Origin of the sequence: Pseudomonas sp. LPH60 (assembly GCF_030718165.1) — a bacterium.
In the GTDB taxonomy this organism is placed as follows: Bacteria; Pseudomonadota; Gammaproteobacteria; order Pseudomonadales; family Pseudomonadaceae; genus Aquipseudomonas; species Aquipseudomonas danubii.
The window spans coordinates 258977-275614 of the sequence record NZ_JAVAJH010000007.1 but is presented as its reverse complement, the minus strand read 5'-3'; the positions used below and the strand labels follow the sequence as shown (position 1 = coordinate 275614).

Below are 16638 nucleotides of genomic sequence, written 5' to 3'. Positions count from 1 at the left end.
GGCGCATGCATGGAGATAGCCATGAGCAACTACAACTGCGAGTACGTTCGGCAGCACTACTAGGTGCCCGTCAAGATCGGTCGCCGCGTCATCGCGTACGGGAAGCTCAGTCTCATCTTGGCTGATCGTGGCTACTACATCAGCAACTACCACCCCTCCCACGAAATGCAGTATGGCGAGATGGCCGAAACGCTCCCGCTCAAAGAGTGGCTGGTCCTCCCCTTCAATCATGATTGGGATGATCTCAGCTGGAACCGAGAAGACCTGGAAGACTTGGTCAGGGTGTGGGCAGCCACTCGAGGTCAGGCAAGATACAAGCCCTATGAGCGACTTCAGGACTGCTGCCACAGCATCAAGGCGATGCTGCGCTTCAAAGCTCGGCAGGCATGAACCGCCCTAAACTGTTACGCGAGCCACTCAGGCTAGGGGAACACCATTACCCAAACGAGAGTCTCGTACATGATTAAAGCGGGTGCATAATCCGACTCGATTCGGGCTCACTGTCCAGGCGCCTACAAGCTGCTACCTACTACTATTTCACATTATGTTCATTAAAAAAGCTTGCAATCTTTTTTACATTTTTGCTCTGCAGATGGTCAGAACAACTTAAAACCAAACTCCTATGATATTCGGCTCTAATCCTCTGAATCTCAGAGGGAAGATCCGGACCTAAAAACATGATAAAACGAAGCCCAAGAATATCAAACTGAACAGCCTTACAATCTTTATGCGCAGTTGGTGCTGGAAACGATATAAAATCATTTAACTCACGATTACTATTCACATCTACAACTACAAAAACATCATCAAGCCTATTTACCGAACCAGTAAGAAATCCCGCCAAAACTTTAAGTAGCGCATCAGACACAACCGTCTTACATTGCGAAACACCCGTTAATCGCTGCGGCCACTCTACTGCGCGCCACAGTACACTCACTGCAAAATAATAGAGCGAAGATGAAATCTCTTCAGAAATCTGATCTGCAGAGTAAAGCAACCGGCTAGCACTTATAAATTGCGGATCTATATCACTCAAAATATCATGCATCAAAAACTTAGAACGTCCAGCCCAAATTTTTGAAACCAAACTTTCACCAAGCTTTGAAAACCTTCCTTCACATGCCCCACATAAGAAATAAGCACAAACTTGCTTATCCGTCTTGCCAAAACGCGCCATAGCCATATCAACTCGCAATGGCGAACTTCCGCCGTCAAAATCTAAATCCCTCAAGTACTTATAAGCTGATTTAGGTAATAAATGGCTTTTTTTTATGATGCCTACGCCTTCGCACAAACCACAAATTCCTGTTTTCAAAACTGCACTCTCACCCAACGACGCAATCCGACTAGATACCCTACTTCAATGAATCACGCCAGCCAGGCTACGGCCATCGGCTGCCTGCAGGAATGACAACATGACCGAACAACAGCAAGACGAAAGCAAGCTCGAACGGGTCATCCGCAAGATCAAGCGCTGCCTGGCGCTTTCCCAAAGCTCGAACGAGAACGAGGCGGCCACAGCCATGCGCCAGGCGCAGTCGCTGATGCGTGAGTACCGCCTGACCGAAATGGATGTGCGCCTCAGTGATGTAGGGGAAGTCGAATCGGAGATGTCCAGGGCCAAGCGGCGGCCAACCTGGGACCGAAATCTCGGGTCGGTTATTGGCGAAGCCTTTAGCGTCAGGTCCTTCTCTCGCCGGCACTGGTGCACCGCTACCAGTCGGGTAGTTGAGTGCGAAATGTACGTCGGGATAAACCCAGGCCCGCAAATCGCGATGTATGCCTACGAAACGCTTCTGGCCAAGCTTACCCAGGCCCGACGCGAGTATGTGGCCAGGGTGCGGACTGGCAAGCAGCGCAGCGCCTATTCGCCTGAAACCGCAGGTGATCACTTTGCGCTCGCGTGGGTTTCCGCCGTGCACGGCAAGATTCACGAATTGGTTCCTCGCGGCGAGGAGGATCTGGCCCTGCCTCAGCATTCCAATGGGCGCGACCTGGTAGCGGTTGAGGCCCAGAGCAAGGCCCTGGTTGATCAGTACCTGGCGAGCAAGGAGATCGGCAAGGCCCGAAAGGCGCGCGAAGTGGAGCTCGACCTGAACGCACAGATCGAGGGGTTGCTGGCGGGCCAGCGTGTGGAGCTGAACGCCGGCCTTGCTTCTGGTGGCCAGGATGTTCTGCAGCTTGGAAAGACTGGATGAGGACTGATCATGAGCACATTCGCAGTCTTCGGCATGACAGCCGGTGTAGCGCTGGCTGAGGCCAGGAGGATCACCAAGACCGCCAGGCCAAGCGGAAAGCCTGGCGCCTCCCCCTGGAGCTGACACTCGTTGATTGGAACGAGGCCGTGGAAAAGCAGGCTGCGGCCATCTTCGGCGGCGAGAAGGTGAAGCAGCTCAGCCAGCTGTTCGATGCGCCTCAGTACGCGCAGCAGTTCATAGAGCTAGCCAGGAAAGCCGGCCCATGCCGAGATCTGCGAATCAGGGCAAAGGCCGTGCTTACAGATGCCGAGGGCAAGCCAGTGATCAACCCCAAGACCAGGGCACCTATAGTCGGGTGGGCGGACTGGCATCCATCGACGACCAATACTGTCTGACCGATTATATTTTCGGCATGGTTTGCAGCGCCATCAACGCCTTTCGTGAGTTATTCGCCGTCAATGTCTAATTCGCGTCGATGTTCTTCTATTGGGTTTGACAGCGTCATGCCGTAAGGCATGTCAACTTCAAATTCAACATTATCAAGGAGTCTATCCTTATAACTGATAGTAGCCTCAACCGAAACAACGGGATCAAACGTACGAGTAACCTCAGTTTCGAGAACAAATGGATAGCTATCGTCTTCGTGATCAAACGGGCTTCTATCATAATCCTTAACTGATTCGACAGTTTCAATAACCACGGCGTACTCAATTTCATACACGCATTGTTCTCGACCAACACTAACAAGGTTCGCCTTTATGAACTCAAGATGCTGTATAGAAACATCCTCCAATTGAGCGTCCCAATCACTAGAGCGTATTTCATAATCCACCTCGTAGAGGCGATCTAGAAGCAAAGAAAGGATTGCATCTTTGACCTTATTCAAGGCCTCAGACGCGAAGGCGGCAGGCTCGACAGACACACGAAGGTTGACCGCCCCAATAAACTCATCAACAGATTCGCTGAATATAAGTCTAGGCTCGCCCGCACAATACCTTTGCAAGTCCTTATCGGTGCTAATTACATGAACAGGTTGCGACATTTCTATCGAGTAGTCGACTAATCGCTCTAAGATGAATGAATCAGAAAACTCTTTTTCTTTAGCACCCTTAGCAAAAGGAGGCTCTAAAGAAAAGTAGCGCTTAAATACACGACTCGGGGCAACACCATCTACCGAAATCAAACTAATTCCATCACCATTAAGAAACACTTCCCAGTCGGCTAGCAGTTTAGTCTCAATTTCGTCAGCAGTTAAATTAGTGAATACCCCAAATACTGGCGAGCCAGGTAAATTCCGAATAAGCATTGCATCCTTTTTAGCCTTCTTCAGAATAGCTGCCGTTTCTGCTGATGCTTCACGAATATGGGATTTAACCTCTTCAGAGGTTACATCGGTAACAACCAAAAGAATTTCGTCTTCTTCACATAGACCCTTTATCGCCCCTAGGCTATGCGTCAAAAATTGATAGTTTTTTGATATATAAATATTTGTATCGAGAAAGACTATTTTTGACTGAATTTGCACGACCCAACTCCCTGGCTTCGTTAAGCAGGCTCCAAATATACCTGTCCGCTCATAAAAGAAAAAGCCGCTCACAGTTTCCACTGAATAGAAGCTCCCTCCATAAGATATAGGAAGCGCCCCCTCCAACTTCAAAGTCAGCCGCTATAGCGGCCAAGGACGAAGTCATGCCTGAAGAAATCAAACTGATCCAAGCAGCACCGGTCGTTCGTGACGAAATGGGCTCGTTCCAGCACCCTGATATGCCCGACTTCGAAGAAGGCGACAGCGAGAAGTGCAAGGCTTGGGTGGCCGAACAAGGGCTTGCGGTGAAGCAAGTTCGCCTTGAGTGCGCTGACGAATCAGTTGCGGATCGCTACTTCGAATCCGGGGCCCCAGACTTCAGCTACTGGGAACCTGAGCGTCCAGATGGTGAAGGCTGGTTCTGTCTGGCCATCCACGACACCGACGATGGCCCCGTCTGCTGGTGGGCACGACGCAAATAGTCGGGAAACCGACACCCCAACCGCTTGACCATGTGCCTTCCATAACCAGCGAGAAGATCCTCATGAGGCAGTTTGCAGAGTCAATGGTTGCGCTTGCACCGGTCAAATCCCGCAAGGCTAGAAATCAATTTCTTAGAGGTTGCGATCTATGGACCGAACGTTTGCGGAAGAAGGGTTTTATCAATGTCGAGGAAAGGCAGGTACTACGACGTCGTATCGCTGACGCCTGCATCGCGGCCCTGATGTAAACCATTTCGTTAACTCAAGCCCGCTACAAGCGGGCCTTTGGAGGCTGAATAGTGATAGCTCCCCTCGCCTACATGCTCTATCTGATCTACAGGGGGCCAAGGCCATGAACAGGTTTTTTCACAGAAAGGCCGAGGCCTGGTTAATCAGGTTGGCTGCATGGATCTTGATCGGCCGCAACGTTGCCCGTTGCAAGGTCGTATCCCGCCGCGACAACAACGAAATGTGGGGAATGGCTGAGAGCCTGGAAGGGATCGCCGACCGGATCAGCAGAGGCTACAAGAACTGAAGAGTCCGCCCGGCCCGGGAGCAGTCAGCCTAGGGTGGTAAGCAAGACATAGACCGGGCGAACGCTGCAAACCATAGCCAGGCGCAACGCCAGGCTCAATCAGCAAGATCTGACTTCACCTCTTCAACTCCCCACGCCCGCCACCAAAGCACTCAGATACACGTCCCCATAAATCGTGCACGGAATCCGTGTGCGAGAAACAAACATCAAGAAAACCAAGGAGAAAACCATGAACAACTTCGGCAACATTATCGCCCACGGCACGCTTTATCTTTATCCGGAACGGCCACCGCAAAACCTGTTCTGGATCGACCATAACGGTCACACCAACTACTGGTGCTCGGTCCAAGGCGGCACCTCGGGAACCTCCAAAACCCCGCGCACGGAAAGCCGCCAGACTCTTCCTGACTCCCCTGTCTCGTTCAACTGGATTCGCGGCAGTGCCAAGCATTCGATGGCAGGCCGGGTACGAGTCGAAAAAGCACCATCCAGTGGCAAGGTCATTGTCGGCCAGATCCATGCGCTTAAGGCCCCGAACCCATTCCTGATGGTGATTTGGTGGAACGGGATTGTCCGAGTCGAAACACGCCAGCAGCCGGGTGGATTTGCCCAAACACTATTGGAGAAATCTGTACCGCTGGGCCAGCCATTTAGCTACAGCCTCCAGGTTGATGCCCTTGGCGAGCTGAGTGTCACCCTCGACACCTTGAGCGCCAATGCAGCAGTGAGCACAACCTGGAACAAATACCCGTTCTATTTCAAGGCTGGGTCCTATGTGATCGACAACAAGGGGCCGGAGACAGAAGGCGGTTGGGTCGTCTACGAATCCTTCGACGTATTCAATGGTGAGTTGCAAGGCTGAAGCCACCCCATTCAACAACAGCCTGCCGCCACGCGCGGCGTGGAGAACCCCATGGAAACCGAGATCCTTTCGGAAGAAGAGCTAGCCGACATCACCGGCTACAAGGGTCGATTCCACCAGAGACGCTGGCTGGACGATCGAAAGTGGCTGTATGTCGAGAGCCGAGGCGGCCGGCCGCTAGTGGGTCGCCAGTACGCCCGCATGAAGCTGGGCGCTTTGGTTCCGACAATCCTTGACCCTAACCCGCCGCCGGCAGCGCCGGCATGGACGCCAGACTTTTCGCGAGTGAACTGATATGCGCCCCCGCAAGACTGAGCACCATCACCTGCCGCCTCGCATGTACAAGCGCTCCCGGACACGCAAGAACGGCAGCGTATGGACGGCTTACTACTACCGTGACCTTCTCGGAAAGGATATCCCGTTAGGCAAGGACCTGGATCAGGCAAGGATGAAATGGGCCGAACTCGAGGCAAAGGAAAAGCCGCTGGACCTGCGCACCATGAAAGGCATCTTCGATAGATACATCCGCGAGGTGGTCCCCAAGAAAGCACCGCGCACGCAGAAGGACAACCTGGCAGAGATCAAGCAGCTGAGGACTGTGTTCGACAGCGCGCCAATTGACGCAATCACCCCGGCGTCGATTGCCGGTTACCGGGACGCCCGATCGGCCAAGGTTCGGGCTAACCGTGAGATTGCCACCCTCTCCCACATCTTCAACATCGCGCGCGAGTGGGGGCTGACGACGAAAGAGAACCCTTGCCAGGGCGTGCGGAAGAACAAGGAAACACCGAGGGACTACTACGCAAACGATGTGGTGTGGGATGCAGTCTACAAGAAGGCAGCTCAAGAGCTGAAAGACGCTATGGATCTGGCATACCTGACCGGGCAGAGGCCGGCAGATGTACTGGTCATGCGCAAGGACGATATCGATGGCGGATATCTGGTGGTGCAGCAGAACAAGACGCAAAAGAAGCTACGCATCCTGCTTTCTGCTGAGGGTGAGGCAAACAGCCTTGGCCGGCTGATCGCGGAAATTAATGCGCGAAACTCCCAACATGTGTCGAGCTATTTGATCGTCAGTCGGCACGGAAAACGGATGACTGCGCCGATGCTGAGGAAGCGCTGGGACGCCGCTAGGGAAAGTGCAAAATCGGCGGCGCTGGAGATCGGAGACGAACTGCTGGCCGCCAAGATTGCTGGCTTTCAGTTCAGGGATATCCGGCCAAAAGCGGCCTCTGAAATCGCGGACGTAGGCGAAGCGAGCCTGCTGCTGGGCCACACCAAAGGCGACATCACAGAGCGCGTCTATCGACGCATCGGCGCCATCGCAAAGCCGTCAAAATAGCTCGAAAATCCGTTCCATAACTTAAAGCAGGCCCCTTGTAGAATGCGGCCTGTAGAGGTGTCAAAAAATTAAAGTAATGGAACGGAAAACGCACGTAAGGCGCGGCCAGCCTGCCTCTCTCTATCGGTCTTGAAAACCGCCGACTGTAACAGGTCCTAGAGTTCGAATCTCTACGCCTCCGCCAAATCTCAACGAGAAAGCCCTGATTTTTCAGGGCTTTTTTGTGTCTGGCGTCCAGGTTTGGTGCCATTCCACTCAAAGCGTTCCATCACTATTGTGGACGTGTTCCCTAACCAGCCCTCCTCCGGCGTCCTGCCGAACAAAAAAACACACCACATCGCTACTCGACACGGTACCACCACGCTGGCGCATAGAGGGTCCCGTCAACCTCCTCAACGCCATAGATGTTCAAGCCAAACTGCGCCATGCCAAATCTCTTCACCACTGAGCGCGCTGATGAATAGAAGCCCACAGGCGGCGCTATGCTTACGCTCCTAGCGTGAGGGCACAGCAATGTGCGGAAGACTTTCTCAGTATCGCGGTATCCACGACTTCGTCGCTGCCCTGAGCATGCCAGGGGCACTGGTCAACAGCGTTGGCGACCAGCCCCTGGGGCGCTACAACGCAGCGCCGACAATGCAGCTTGCCCTCTTCCATGTTGCCGCCGACGCCGTGCGCTGGGGCTGGCGGCCGCACTGGGCGGATGATCGCGCAACCCCGGTCAATGCCCGGGTCGAAAAAGTGGCCCACGGTCCGTTCTTCCGCCAGATCTGGCCGCACCGAGCCCTATGCCCGATCGACAACTGGTTCGAGTGGGTGGATGAAGGCGGTGCGAAGAAGCAGCCCTACCTGATCCGGCACCGCGACGGCTCCCCCATCCTCTGTGCCTCGATCGGACAACTTCCGGATCCAGAGCGAGGCCGCGCAGAGCACGACGGCTTTGTGATCATCACTGCCGACGCCCAAGGTGGCATGGTCGATATTCACGACCGCCGGCCGGTGGTCCTGGCGCCGGAGCAGGCCCGGGAATGGCTCGATCCGGCCACGCCGAAGGAGCGCGCCGAACAGATGGCCTTGCACCAGGGTGAGCCCGCCGACGCCTTCGAATGGTTCAAAGTCAGCACCGCCATCGGCAACGTCAGGAACCACGGGGCGGAACTGATAGAGCCTACGACCAAACCCGCCGGGGGCGATGTGGTGAACAACGGCTGATGATTGACAGGCCTCCCTATCGAGCCCGGCCCGGCACCGGGATTCTTCTATCTATACAGCGACCCACCTTGGTATCGTTGCACCACTATTCGGCAGGCAGCAAGGAAGCGGTGAGGAATGCATAAATGGAAAACTCTAGTGTTCGTTATCCTGGCATTGACCGGTGCTCAAGCCGCGGCGGAAAACAAGGGCTCCTATCAAAACTCGATGATGATGATAACGCTGGCTCCAACCTTGCTTCTTTCAGGAACAACCGGACTATCTGAGCTGGCGGTGAAGCAATTCCAGCCTGCCAAGGCTGATGCACTGGCATTCGTAGGCTCAGATGGCGAGATTCGCGGCGCTCAATTCGAGCAAGCCGTTCGCTACTACCACTCGGCCTATGGCCCGCCGTACATGACCGACGAACAACTGGCCCTGGCAATCGCTACTACGCTCTGAAGTCTGTTCTCTTGGCATAACGTGCAGCGGCACAGGACTTCATCAAAGTCATGCCTGAAATAAAATCAGCCTCCCCACAGCACTTTCCTCAAGTTCCAGCGGACGGTTAGCCAAGCCGCGTTAGCGTAATTCAGCAGGCGCCTTCATGAGTTCTGTCAGTGGCCGAACAGGATTGGCCTGCACGCGTTCAAAAAGAGGCGGGGTTTTACCTTCCATTCGATAGATGCACGCCTTGATCAGCCGCCCCTGTCTCTTGTCCTTCGGTAACTCAACAAAATGCCCGAATTTGCAGTGTTCTTCGTTGACGACATAGGCGGGATCCTCCGCCCAGAGCGAGAGAACCATCATTAGCAGAAACATTGATTGCAGTCCTTGGCGACACTTTGGGCCGGCTGTCTAACAGGCGTCGGATTCAACGTCAACCCTGCTCCCATCTTTGCGCATACAGGGCTCCTGTCGACCTGCCCAACGGACAGAATGCTGGACTTGGAATCGGCAGCCCTTATCATGCGGCGCTCTACTCGGCCCTCAGGGAAATAGACGCTGATGAACAAGGCGCGTGCCTGGTTACGCCGACCCGTTCCAACCTTGCCCGCTTGGTGCTCCGATAACGGCTTTCCAGCAATCCATCAGAGAAGTCCATATGACCCCCAATCCGACAATCGATAACGGATTACGCGTCGCGTTGGTGACAGGATCCACTTCCGGCATCGGTGCAGCCATTGCACGTGCACTCAGCCAGGCAGGCTATGCGGTGGTGCTCCATTCGCGAACTTCTGCGGATACGGGACGCGCTATGGCCGCTGAAATGAAGCAGGCTGTTTATGTACAAGCCGATCTTGCTGTCGAAGCTGACAGAGTCAGGCTTGTTAACGAGGCGATCGCCGCGTGGGGGCAGCTCGATGTATTGGTCAATAACGCTGGTATTAGCAGAGTCATTCCCCACGGCGACCTTGCCTCGGCCAACTCGATGGTGTGGCACGAACTGAACGAGGTGAATGTCGTGGCACCGTTCCACCTCGTCACATTGGCCGAGTCGGCATTGCGTGATGCCGCCCGTCAGCGGCGAGCGGGTTGTGTCGTGAACATCAGTTCACATGCCGGTATCCGTCCTAAAGGCGCATCGATTCCCTATGCGGTCAGCAAAGCCGCGCTGAATCACATGACCCGCTTGCTCGCGTTATCGCTGGGGCCAGACATTCGCGTAAACGCTGTGGCGCCAGGCTTGGTCGACACGCCCATGACCGCAGATTGGACCGATGCCCAAGAGTTGTGGCGAACTCGCGCCCCGATGCGCAGGGCCGCCAGCCCAGATGACATCGCCCACGCCGTGATCATGCTGGTCGAGTCGGATTACTTGACCGGCGAGATACTCCTCTCGGACGGCGGGTTGAATCTGACCTAGTTCCCAAGCCTTGCCGGCGTCGCCAATGAACAGCACCTCACCTTGCCGGCGACCATGCTCGACCGCATCGACACTTCACGGATGGTCTTGGCAAGGTCAACCACCTCGCCCAGATCACCATTGGCTCAAGGTCAACCACCGGCGGGCAACGCCAGGCATCAGGGCTGATCGAGGGTATGGCCTATTCACTCAGCGGCGCCCCCCGTCATCCCCTGGGCTCGGCTTTTGAACAATGGCGATCCTGCTTCGAAGCCTGGCAGGCCGGCCTGGGTGCGCAAGACCTCTGGAAGGCCGCCCGCAGCGTGCATTGAACAACCAAGAGACGCCGCGCACAGGCTGTTCGACAAGTGGCGTCCTCTTTTCCTTCAAGGCTCAAGTTGCACATAGTTGAACTGACGACACCTCAGCCAGGTTGCCGTCCACTGCCTTGCCGACAGCAAGAAACTGTCTGGACGCCAATGCGCTTCACCCTTATTGGCCGGCCGCTCCAGACAGGTCGCATGAAACAACGCCTCCCCTATCAGGTCCCCCATAACACCCTCACCCCAATCAACCACGCGCCATGAATTCAAGGATCATGTACCACCTCCCCCAATGCCTCGAGCGGATAAACGCCCGAAGAAGTGGCGGGATGGGCGCGCTTGGTTCATTTGTCCAGATCCGCCAGGTTATGCATCCGTTCGCCTAACGCTCCTCGCAACCACGCCGAATGAAACTCCATTTCTTCCAGAGAAGTACCCTCGGCCAATCGGTACAGCGACTGCTTGCCTCTTGGCCCCTGACACAAAACGCTGAAATGGCCATCGCGGTCATAACTGGCGAACACGTAAGGGTAGATGCCAATGATGTCGCTATATGGCACCCGTACTTCGGTGGGCTTACGGCCGCGCCGGCTGACGGTAAGGGTCAGCAGTTGCTGGTTTTCGTCGAACGTGAAGGCCAGCACTCTGGGCACAGAGAAAATCCACGCGAAGACCAGTCCCATGAGCACGGTAAAGCCCAGCAGGAACTGGATGAGAAGCGCCGTTGTGAAACTCGACCCATCGCTGCGCGGTTCACCTAGCATCGCTTCGGCCCCCAGAAGGAGCAATATCGTCAGCACCAAGACCGGCAAGGACCAAAGCACCAAGAAACAGAACCCCATGATGGCCGCTGCAACGCTGCCCATGATCGGCAAGTCCGGATCTTGCTGCCAAATAGGTGGGTGAGGAGCAAAATCGTCGTTGCCCGGCGCAGCTGGAGGCGCTGTGACAAGGCGAGATGGGCATTGGCGATTCATTGAGGAAGCTCCAGGAGTGCGGCCTTGCTGATAGCAAAATAGTATCTAGACTTCAAGGCGCTTCACCTGCATTGACTGGCAGTTCTAGTTAGGTTGTATGGAACAACATAACGACTGTAAGCATTGGATAGCAGTCAATAGCCAGATCAACTAAACCTCAATCTAAAAGGAATATAGAGATGGGTATTACCGTTACCAACAAATCATCGAAAAAGATTGAAGTCTCGATCAACAAATGGGGCAGCGACGGCGACACCACCTTCTTTGGAATCGACAGCGGCAAGCAGGAAAGCTGGGACAGATCGGACGACCGTGGCTTTGTGCTGTCCCTGAAAAGGAACGGCACCCAGGCGCCTTACTATGTCCAGGCCACGAGCAAGATCGAAGTTGATAGCAGCACCGTGAAAGACCACGGTGAGACTATTCACCCGGTCGCCTAAGGCACTAACAGCAGCCAAGGCTGCCGTCGGCGGCCTTGGCTCAACGTTGATAAGTTGCAACCCCCCTGAATAGCCCTTTACTTGTCCGAGCCCACTTTCGGCCCTCAGTTCGACAGGTCGTGCTAATCATCAATCGCTAAGTGAACCTCGACGCGAAACAACCTGGCGCGACCATCCGGTGCCTGCCTTGCTGCGAAGCAAAAAAAACCGGCGAATATTCGCCGGTTTTCATCCCTCGCCGCTGCAGAGGCCTTGAGCGCCCCTGCCCCACCTTAGTATCAATGCGGCGCGTTCAGGGTCAGGCGCATCTGGCGGTTCACATCCTTGTACAGCAGGTAGCGGAAGCGACCTGGGCCGCCGGAGTAGCAGGCCTGCGGGCAGAAGGCGCGCAGCCACATGAAGTCGCCGGCCTCGACTTCGACCCAGTCCTGGTTCAGGCGATACACCGCCTTGCCTTCCAGAACATACAGGCCGTGCTCCATGACATGAGTCTCGGCGAACGGAATCACGCCGCCCGGCTCGAAGTTGACGATGTTGACGTGCATGTCGTGGCGCATGTCGCTCATGTCGACAAACCGGGTGGTGCTCCAGCGACCTTCGGTGTCCGGCATCACCCGCGGCTCGATGTCCTGCTCGTTGGTGACGAACGCGTCCGGGTACGGCACGCCGTCGACTTTCTGGTAGTGCTTGCGGATCCAGTGGAAACGCGCCTCGGTGCCGCTGGTGTTGCGCAGCTTCCAGTCGGCCGCCGGCGGGATGAAGGCATAACCGCCGGGCTTGAGGACGTGCTCCTGGCCCTGCAGGGTCAGGTTGACTTCGCCTTCGACGACGAACAGCACCGCTTCGGCGTTGGGGTCCTGCTCGGGCTTGTCGCTGCCGCCATTGGCGCCCACTTCAACGATGTACTGGGAAAAGGTTTCGGCAAAACCCGACAGCGGACGGGCAATCACCCACATGCGCATGTTGTCCCAGTGCGGCAGGTGGCTGGTGACGATGTCACGCATCACGCCCTTGGGGATCACGGCATAGGCTTCGGTGAACATGGCACGGTCGGTGAGCATTTCGGTCTGCGCCGGGTGCCCGCCGTGGGGTGCGTAATAAGTGGTTTTGGACATCGAGACTCTCCTCATTGTTGTTTTGCTACCCCGTGCAGTAGCGCCGCCGGGGTGAACAAATCTACGGAGCGACGCGCCAGGCAATGCTGCGGATCGCTGCTGGCCATCACGATATCCAGCGCCGCCTTCATGCACAAATTAAATACCGGAATCCGGTATATTCATTTATCAAATAGCAAACAGACTCAGCCACGGGTGTCCTGGGCCAGCACCCGTGACAATACCCGGGCCAGCTCCTTGACCATGGGATCCGCCGCCGGACGGTGCAGCAACGCCACCTCGAACACATCCACCGACGGCAACCCGCTGCTGCGGGCCAGGACCTGATGCCCCGCCGTCACCGCGCGCAGCGGCAGCAGGCCGATGCCCATGCCATCGGCAATCGCCGACTGCAGGCCGCTGAGACTGGAGCTGGTGAAACTGATGTGCCAGCGCCGGCCGATGGACTCCAGGGCATTGATCATTTCATCGCGGTACACCCCACGCGGCGGGAAGGTGACGATGGGCAGCGGGTCGAGGTCGATGCAGGGGTTTTTCGCGCTGTCCACCCAGCGGGTCTTCTCCGGCCAGCAGCCCAGGGCCTCGCGGCTGTTGCGCAGTTGTTTGAGCACCACCAGGTCCAGTTCGCCGCGGTCATAGCTGGCGCTCAGGTCGCGACTCATGCCGCTGGTGACTTCCAGCTTGACCTGGGGATAGCGGCGATTGAAGGCGGCCAACTGCTCGGTGGTGCGCCCCGCGGCAAAGTCATCCGGTACGCCGATCCGCACCGTCAGCGCCACCGTGGCGCCGGACAGCGCCTCAAGCATCTCGTCGTTCAGCGCCAGCAGGCGCCGGGCATACCCCAGCAGCGTGGCGCCGGCATCGGTGGGCAGGACATCGCGATTGCCACGCTCCAGCAGGCGGTGCCCGGCCATCTCCTCCAGGCGGCGGATCTTCTGGCTGACGGTGGACTGAGTCGAATGCAGGCGACTGGCCGCCGTGGTGAAACTGCCGCAATCGGCCACCGTGACAATGGCCCGCAGCAAGTCGAGGTCGAACAGGCGGCTATTGGGTTTCTCGATGTTGCTCATGCAGGTATCTGTTTTCTGAATGCGAGGGCTCTTTCTACCGGTTCTTGTCCCGGGAGACAAATCCATGCAACGGCCGTGGATATGCCATCATGCGCCACCACCGCTTACCCATCCGAGAAGGACATCAGGATGCAGTTCATCCCGCTAGTCGATGCCGATCCCGCCACCCAGGCCCATGTACGCACGCTGCGCAACCAGAAAGAGGTGCGCCAGTACATGTACACCTCCCACGAAATCAGTGAGCAGGAACACCAGCGCTGGCTGAGTTCCTTGCAGGACAATCCGGCCCAGGCGGTATTTGTCGTCATGGACGAAGGCCAGGCCCTGGGCATCGTTTCGCTGAATGCCATCAATGCCCGACAGAAGACCGCCGACTGGGCGTTCTACCTGGACGCCAAGCAGCAAGGCAAGGGCCTGGGCAGCCTGATCGAGTTCTGGATGCTGGACTACGCCTTCACCGAAGCCGGTCTTGAAAAACTCAACTGCGAGGTACTGGCCAGCAACCCTGCGGTGATCAACATGCACCTGAAATTCGGCTTCCAACAGGAGGGGCTACGGCGCCAGAACATCCTCAAGGATGGCCAACGCATGGACGTGGTCCTGCTGGGCATCACCAAAGCGGAGTGGCAGAGCAAACGCCCGACGCTCGAGCCCCTGATCGCCCGCCTCGGCAGATAAGCCGCCAACGCGCCCGACGGTGCTTGCCACGTATCGGGCGCCCTGTCCTGGACAGGAGCAAGCGGCGGATCAGCCCTTGTTGCGGTTTTTCGCCCCGCCCTGGCGCGCCTTGAAGCGAGGATTGGATTTGCAGATCACGTAGATCCGCCCGCGACGCTTGACGATCTGGCAGTCGCGGTGACGGTTCTTGGCTTCTTTGAGGGAGGACAGGACTTTCATGGGAGAGACTCCTTGGGGTGATTTCAAAACGTAATAACATATCTTATTTACAAACAAGAATAATTATCAACACCAAATCAAGCCCTCCCCTCGAAAGAAGGTTCAGCTGGCGGCCTAGAGCATTGGCTCTAAAGATCAGCGCAAAGCGGTCGTTATCTTTTATTCACCCCACTCAAGGATGCAGTGAAATGGAAATAAACAACCGTCCCCTTCCCCCCCTGACCGCCGGCGGCTCTCAGCCCGGCATCAAGCTGCCTGACTCGGGCAAGGTGCTGACCCCACCGCCCCTGTCGGCGGAACAGAAAGAGGCGCTGGAAAAACTCAGAGACAAGGCCAAGGAACAGCCTCAGCCACCGGTCACGGTCACGGCGCCAAAAACCTCGTTGATCGACGAAGTCGTCTGATCCACAAACTCGGACGGACACGGCAGCGCCTGGGCCGGTCCGTCCGCCATGGGAAAGGCCAACAGGCGAATCACCAACTGCCCGACGCTCCACCGCCGCCACTGGAACCGCCGCCTCCGGAGAACCCGCCTCCCGAGCTCGAACTGCTGGCACTACCGCCACCACTGGCACCACCACTGGCGCCGCCGCTGGTCCAGTGAAAACCGCCGGTACTGGCAAACAGCATGAAACCGAGGAAGTAGGCGAACGGCAACAGCGTCAGCCACTGCCGGGCCGTACTCCAGGCGTCGACCCCCCAGGCCATCAGCAGGATCAGCACCAGCAGCGCCCCCAGTCGCCACGCAAAGCCCTTGGGGCTCTTGCGCCAGCGGTTGCGCATCATGCGATAGAGCAGCCAATGCCCTCCCAGCACCAGCAGTATGCCGGCCGGCCAGGCCAGCCCGTAGAGGAAGGTCGAACGGCCCAGGAACTGACTGACCAGGGTCAGCACAGCGATGTACAGCAGCAGCCCCAGCACCCCGTAGAACACCCGGCGCGCCTGCCACAGCCCGGCGAACGTCGCCCCACCCACCAGCATGCACAGCGGCACCAGGAACAATTGCACCAGCCACTCGCGACCGCCGACCGCGCCCACCAGCAACGCCACCAGCAGCACCAGAGCGGCCAGGACCCGGCGCCACTTCCAGCCCGCGGCCAGCATCACTCCCGCCACCGCCCCGATGATGAAGGCCAGCAGCAAGGCATAGACTTCGAGGGGGATCTGCAAGGGCACCTGCAAGGGCGCCGGTTCCGCCAGTTCGCCACCGTCCACCAGCACAATTAGGTCATCCAGGGCCTGTTCGATGCCCCCGGCAAAATCCCCCTGGCGAAAGGCCGGGGTCAGGTCCCGGGCGATGATCTGTCCGGCCAGCAGGTCGGTGACCACCGGCTCCAGGCCATAACCCACCTCGATGCGCACCTGGCGATCATTCTTCGCCACCAGCAGCAGGAGGCCGTCATCGATCCCCTTGCGCCCCAGCTTCCAGGCGCGAAACAGCTGGTTGCTCAGGGCTTCGATGCTTTGCTGGCCGAGGCTGGGCACCAGCATCACCGCGATCTGCGCACCGCGGCGCTGCTCCAGGGCCGCAAGTTTCTCGCTCATGCGCTGCTGCTGCGCCGCGTCCAGCGTGCCGCTCAGATCGATGATCCGCCGGTCCAGCTCAATCCTCGCCAACCCCGGTGGCACCGGCTCGGCGTAGCCCTGCGCCGGCAGCAGCAGCCCGAGAAACAGAGCCAGCCACAGCCCGCGCCCTTGTTGCCACAACAGCTTGATCATTCGCGCTTCCTGCATCCTTCATCCTGGGTAGGCGGACTCTACCACCACCGATCCCCGGGTCGATTCGATCCGCTGCCGCGCAGACAAAAAAACACCGGGCAGGTGACCAAACC

At 57.1% G+C, this 16638-nt stretch carries 23 protein-coding genes; 15 read left to right on the top strand and 8 right to left on the bottom strand.

All coding sequences use genetic code 11. The features are described from left to right. The first annotated feature begins 63 nt into the window (after nucleotides 1-63). The gene (locus Q8O96_RS24635; protein WP_305949588.1) at nucleotides 64-390 is read left to right on the top strand and encodes a hypothetical protein; all 327 of its coding nucleotides are present in this window, start codon (nucleotides 64-66) and stop codon (nucleotides 388-390) included. Between the two features lie 142 nt (nucleotides 391-532). On the opposite strand, the gene Q8O96_RS24630 is transcribed toward Q8O96_RS24635, so the two are convergent. Continuing rightward, nucleotides 533-1315, bottom strand: coding sequence for a hypothetical protein (locus Q8O96_RS24630; protein ID WP_305949587.1), 783 nt, complete (start codon nucleotides 1313-1315; stop codon nucleotides 533-535). A 100-nt stretch (nucleotides 1316-1415) separates the two neighbouring features. On the opposite strand from Q8O96_RS24630, the gene Q8O96_RS24625 reads away from it, so the two are divergent. Beyond that, the gene (locus Q8O96_RS24625; RefSeq protein ID WP_305949586.1) at nucleotides 1416-2198 is read left to right on the top strand and encodes a DUF2786 domain-containing protein; all 783 of its coding nucleotides are present in this window, start codon (nucleotides 1416-1418) and stop codon (nucleotides 2196-2198) included. A gap of 146 nt (nucleotides 2199-2344) precedes the next feature. Then, nucleotides 2345-2593, top strand: coding sequence for a hypothetical protein (locus Q8O96_RS24620; RefSeq protein ID WP_305949585.1), 249 nt, complete (start codon nucleotides 2345-2347; stop codon nucleotides 2591-2593). 50 nt (nucleotides 2594-2643) lie between these two features. Here the strand turns inward: Q8O96_RS24620 and Q8O96_RS24615 are convergent, their stop codons facing one another. After that, nucleotides 2644-3804, bottom strand: a complete 1161-nt coding sequence (locus Q8O96_RS24615) for a PIN domain-containing protein (RefSeq protein ID WP_305949584.1) — start codon at nucleotides 3802-3804, stop codon at nucleotides 2644-2646. A gap of 83 nt (nucleotides 3805-3887) precedes the next feature. Here Q8O96_RS24615 and Q8O96_RS24610 point away from each other — a divergent pair, with 83 nt between their 5' ends. From Q8O96_RS24610 to Q8O96_RS24580, 7 genes are all read left to right on the top strand, one after another. Next, a complete protein-coding gene (locus Q8O96_RS24610) occupies nucleotides 3888-4205 on the top strand; it encodes a hypothetical protein (protein WP_305949583.1) in 318 nt (105 codons plus the stop codon). Between the two features lie 352 nt (nucleotides 4206-4557). Continuing rightward, nucleotides 4558-4740, top strand: coding sequence for a hypothetical protein (locus Q8O96_RS24605; protein WP_305949582.1), 183 nt, complete (start codon nucleotides 4558-4560; stop codon nucleotides 4738-4740). A gap of 229 nt (nucleotides 4741-4969) precedes the next feature. Further along, complete coding sequence (locus tag Q8O96_RS24600) at nucleotides 4970-5602, top strand: polysaccharide lyase family 7 protein (protein ID WP_305949581.1); 633 nt, start codon at nucleotides 4970-4972, stop codon at nucleotides 5600-5602. Nucleotides 5603-5653: 51 nt separating this feature from the next. Then, nucleotides 5654-5896, top strand: a complete 243-nt coding sequence (locus Q8O96_RS24595) for a DUF4224 domain-containing protein (RefSeq protein ID WP_305949580.1) — start codon at nucleotides 5654-5656, stop codon at nucleotides 5894-5896. Between the two features lies 1 nt (nucleotide 5897). Beyond that, nucleotides 5898-6947, top strand: a complete 1050-nt coding sequence (locus Q8O96_RS24590) for a tyrosine-type recombinase/integrase (protein ID WP_305949579.1) — start codon at nucleotides 5898-5900, stop codon at nucleotides 6945-6947. Nucleotides 6948-7460: 513 nt separating this feature from the next. Beyond that, the gene (locus Q8O96_RS24585; protein WP_305949578.1) at nucleotides 7461-8159 is read left to right on the top strand and encodes an SOS response-associated peptidase family protein; all 699 of its coding nucleotides are present in this window, start codon (nucleotides 7461-7463) and stop codon (nucleotides 8157-8159) included. 117 nt (nucleotides 8160-8276) lie between these two features. Then, nucleotides 8277-8600, top strand: coding sequence for a DUF2388 domain-containing protein (locus tag Q8O96_RS24580; RefSeq protein WP_102864796.1), 324 nt, complete (start codon nucleotides 8277-8279; stop codon nucleotides 8598-8600). 120 nt (nucleotides 8601-8720) lie between these two features. On the opposite strand, the gene Q8O96_RS24575 is transcribed toward Q8O96_RS24580, so the two are convergent. Beyond that, the gene (locus Q8O96_RS24575) at nucleotides 8721-8960 is read right to left on the bottom strand and encodes a hypothetical protein (RefSeq protein WP_102864795.1); all 240 of its coding nucleotides are present in this window, start codon (nucleotides 8958-8960) and stop codon (nucleotides 8721-8723) included. Between the two features lie 283 nt (nucleotides 8961-9243). Here Q8O96_RS24575 and Q8O96_RS24570 point away from each other — a divergent pair, with 283 nt between their 5' ends. After that, nucleotides 9244-10005 carry an SDR family NAD(P)-dependent oxidoreductase gene (locus Q8O96_RS24570; RefSeq protein WP_305949577.1) on the top strand — a complete coding sequence of 254 codons (762 nt, stop codon included), beginning with the start codon at nucleotides 9244-9246 and terminating at the stop codon, nucleotides 10003-10005. Nucleotides 10006-10181: 176 nt separating this feature from the next. Beyond that, nucleotides 10182-10316, top strand: a complete 135-nt coding sequence (locus tag Q8O96_RS24565; RefSeq protein ID WP_305949576.1) for a hypothetical protein — start codon at nucleotides 10182-10184, stop codon at nucleotides 10314-10316. Between the two features lie 335 nt (nucleotides 10317-10651). Here Q8O96_RS24565 and Q8O96_RS24560 read toward each other — a convergent pair whose 3' ends face one another. Beyond that, a complete protein-coding gene (locus tag Q8O96_RS24560; protein ID WP_305949575.1) occupies nucleotides 10652-11284 on the bottom strand; it encodes a hypothetical protein in 633 nt (210 codons plus the stop codon). Between the two features lie 179 nt (nucleotides 11285-11463). Here Q8O96_RS24560 and Q8O96_RS24555 point away from each other — a divergent pair, with 179 nt between their 5' ends. Then, nucleotides 11464-11724: a hypothetical protein gene (locus Q8O96_RS24555; RefSeq protein WP_060844057.1), complete on the top strand. Its 261-nt coding sequence runs from the start codon at nucleotides 11464-11466 to the stop codon at nucleotides 11722-11724. A gap of 278 nt (nucleotides 11725-12002) precedes the next feature. Here Q8O96_RS24555 and Q8O96_RS24550 read toward each other — a convergent pair whose 3' ends face one another. Beyond that, nucleotides 12003-12839, bottom strand: a complete 837-nt coding sequence (locus Q8O96_RS24550; protein WP_047305085.1) for a bifunctional allantoicase/(S)-ureidoglycine aminohydrolase — start codon at nucleotides 12837-12839, stop codon at nucleotides 12003-12005. 185 nt (nucleotides 12840-13024) lie between these two features. Further along, nucleotides 13025-13909 (bottom strand): LysR family transcriptional regulator, encoded by an 885-nt coding sequence (locus Q8O96_RS24545; protein ID WP_102864792.1) that lies wholly within the window; start codon nucleotides 13907-13909, stop codon nucleotides 13025-13027. A gap of 129 nt (nucleotides 13910-14038) precedes the next feature. On the opposite strand from Q8O96_RS24545, the gene pseH reads away from it, so the two are divergent. Next, nucleotides 14039-14587, top strand: a complete 549-nt coding sequence (gene pseH, locus Q8O96_RS24540; RefSeq protein WP_102864791.1) for a UDP-4-amino-4,6-dideoxy-N-acetyl-beta-L-altrosamine N-acetyltransferase — start codon at nucleotides 14039-14041, stop codon at nucleotides 14585-14587. 69 nt (nucleotides 14588-14656) lie between these two features. Here the strand turns inward: pseH and ykgO are convergent, their stop codons facing one another. Further along, complete coding sequence (ykgO, locus tag Q8O96_RS24535) at nucleotides 14657-14806, bottom strand: type B 50S ribosomal protein L36 (RefSeq protein ID WP_011062095.1); 150 nt, start codon at nucleotides 14804-14806, stop codon at nucleotides 14657-14659. Nucleotides 14807-14994: 188 nt separating this feature from the next. On the opposite strand from ykgO, the gene Q8O96_RS24530 reads away from it, so the two are divergent. Beyond that, nucleotides 14995-15210, top strand: coding sequence for a hypothetical protein (locus Q8O96_RS24530; RefSeq protein ID WP_305949574.1), 216 nt, complete (start codon nucleotides 14995-14997; stop codon nucleotides 15208-15210). Between the two features lie 70 nt (nucleotides 15211-15280). Here Q8O96_RS24530 and Q8O96_RS24525 read toward each other — a convergent pair whose 3' ends face one another. Then, entirely contained in the window at nucleotides 15281-16525 is a 1245-nt protein-coding gene (locus Q8O96_RS24525) for a YgcG family protein (RefSeq protein ID WP_305949573.1), read from the bottom strand. Between the last annotated feature and the right edge of the window lie 113 nt (nucleotides 16526-16638).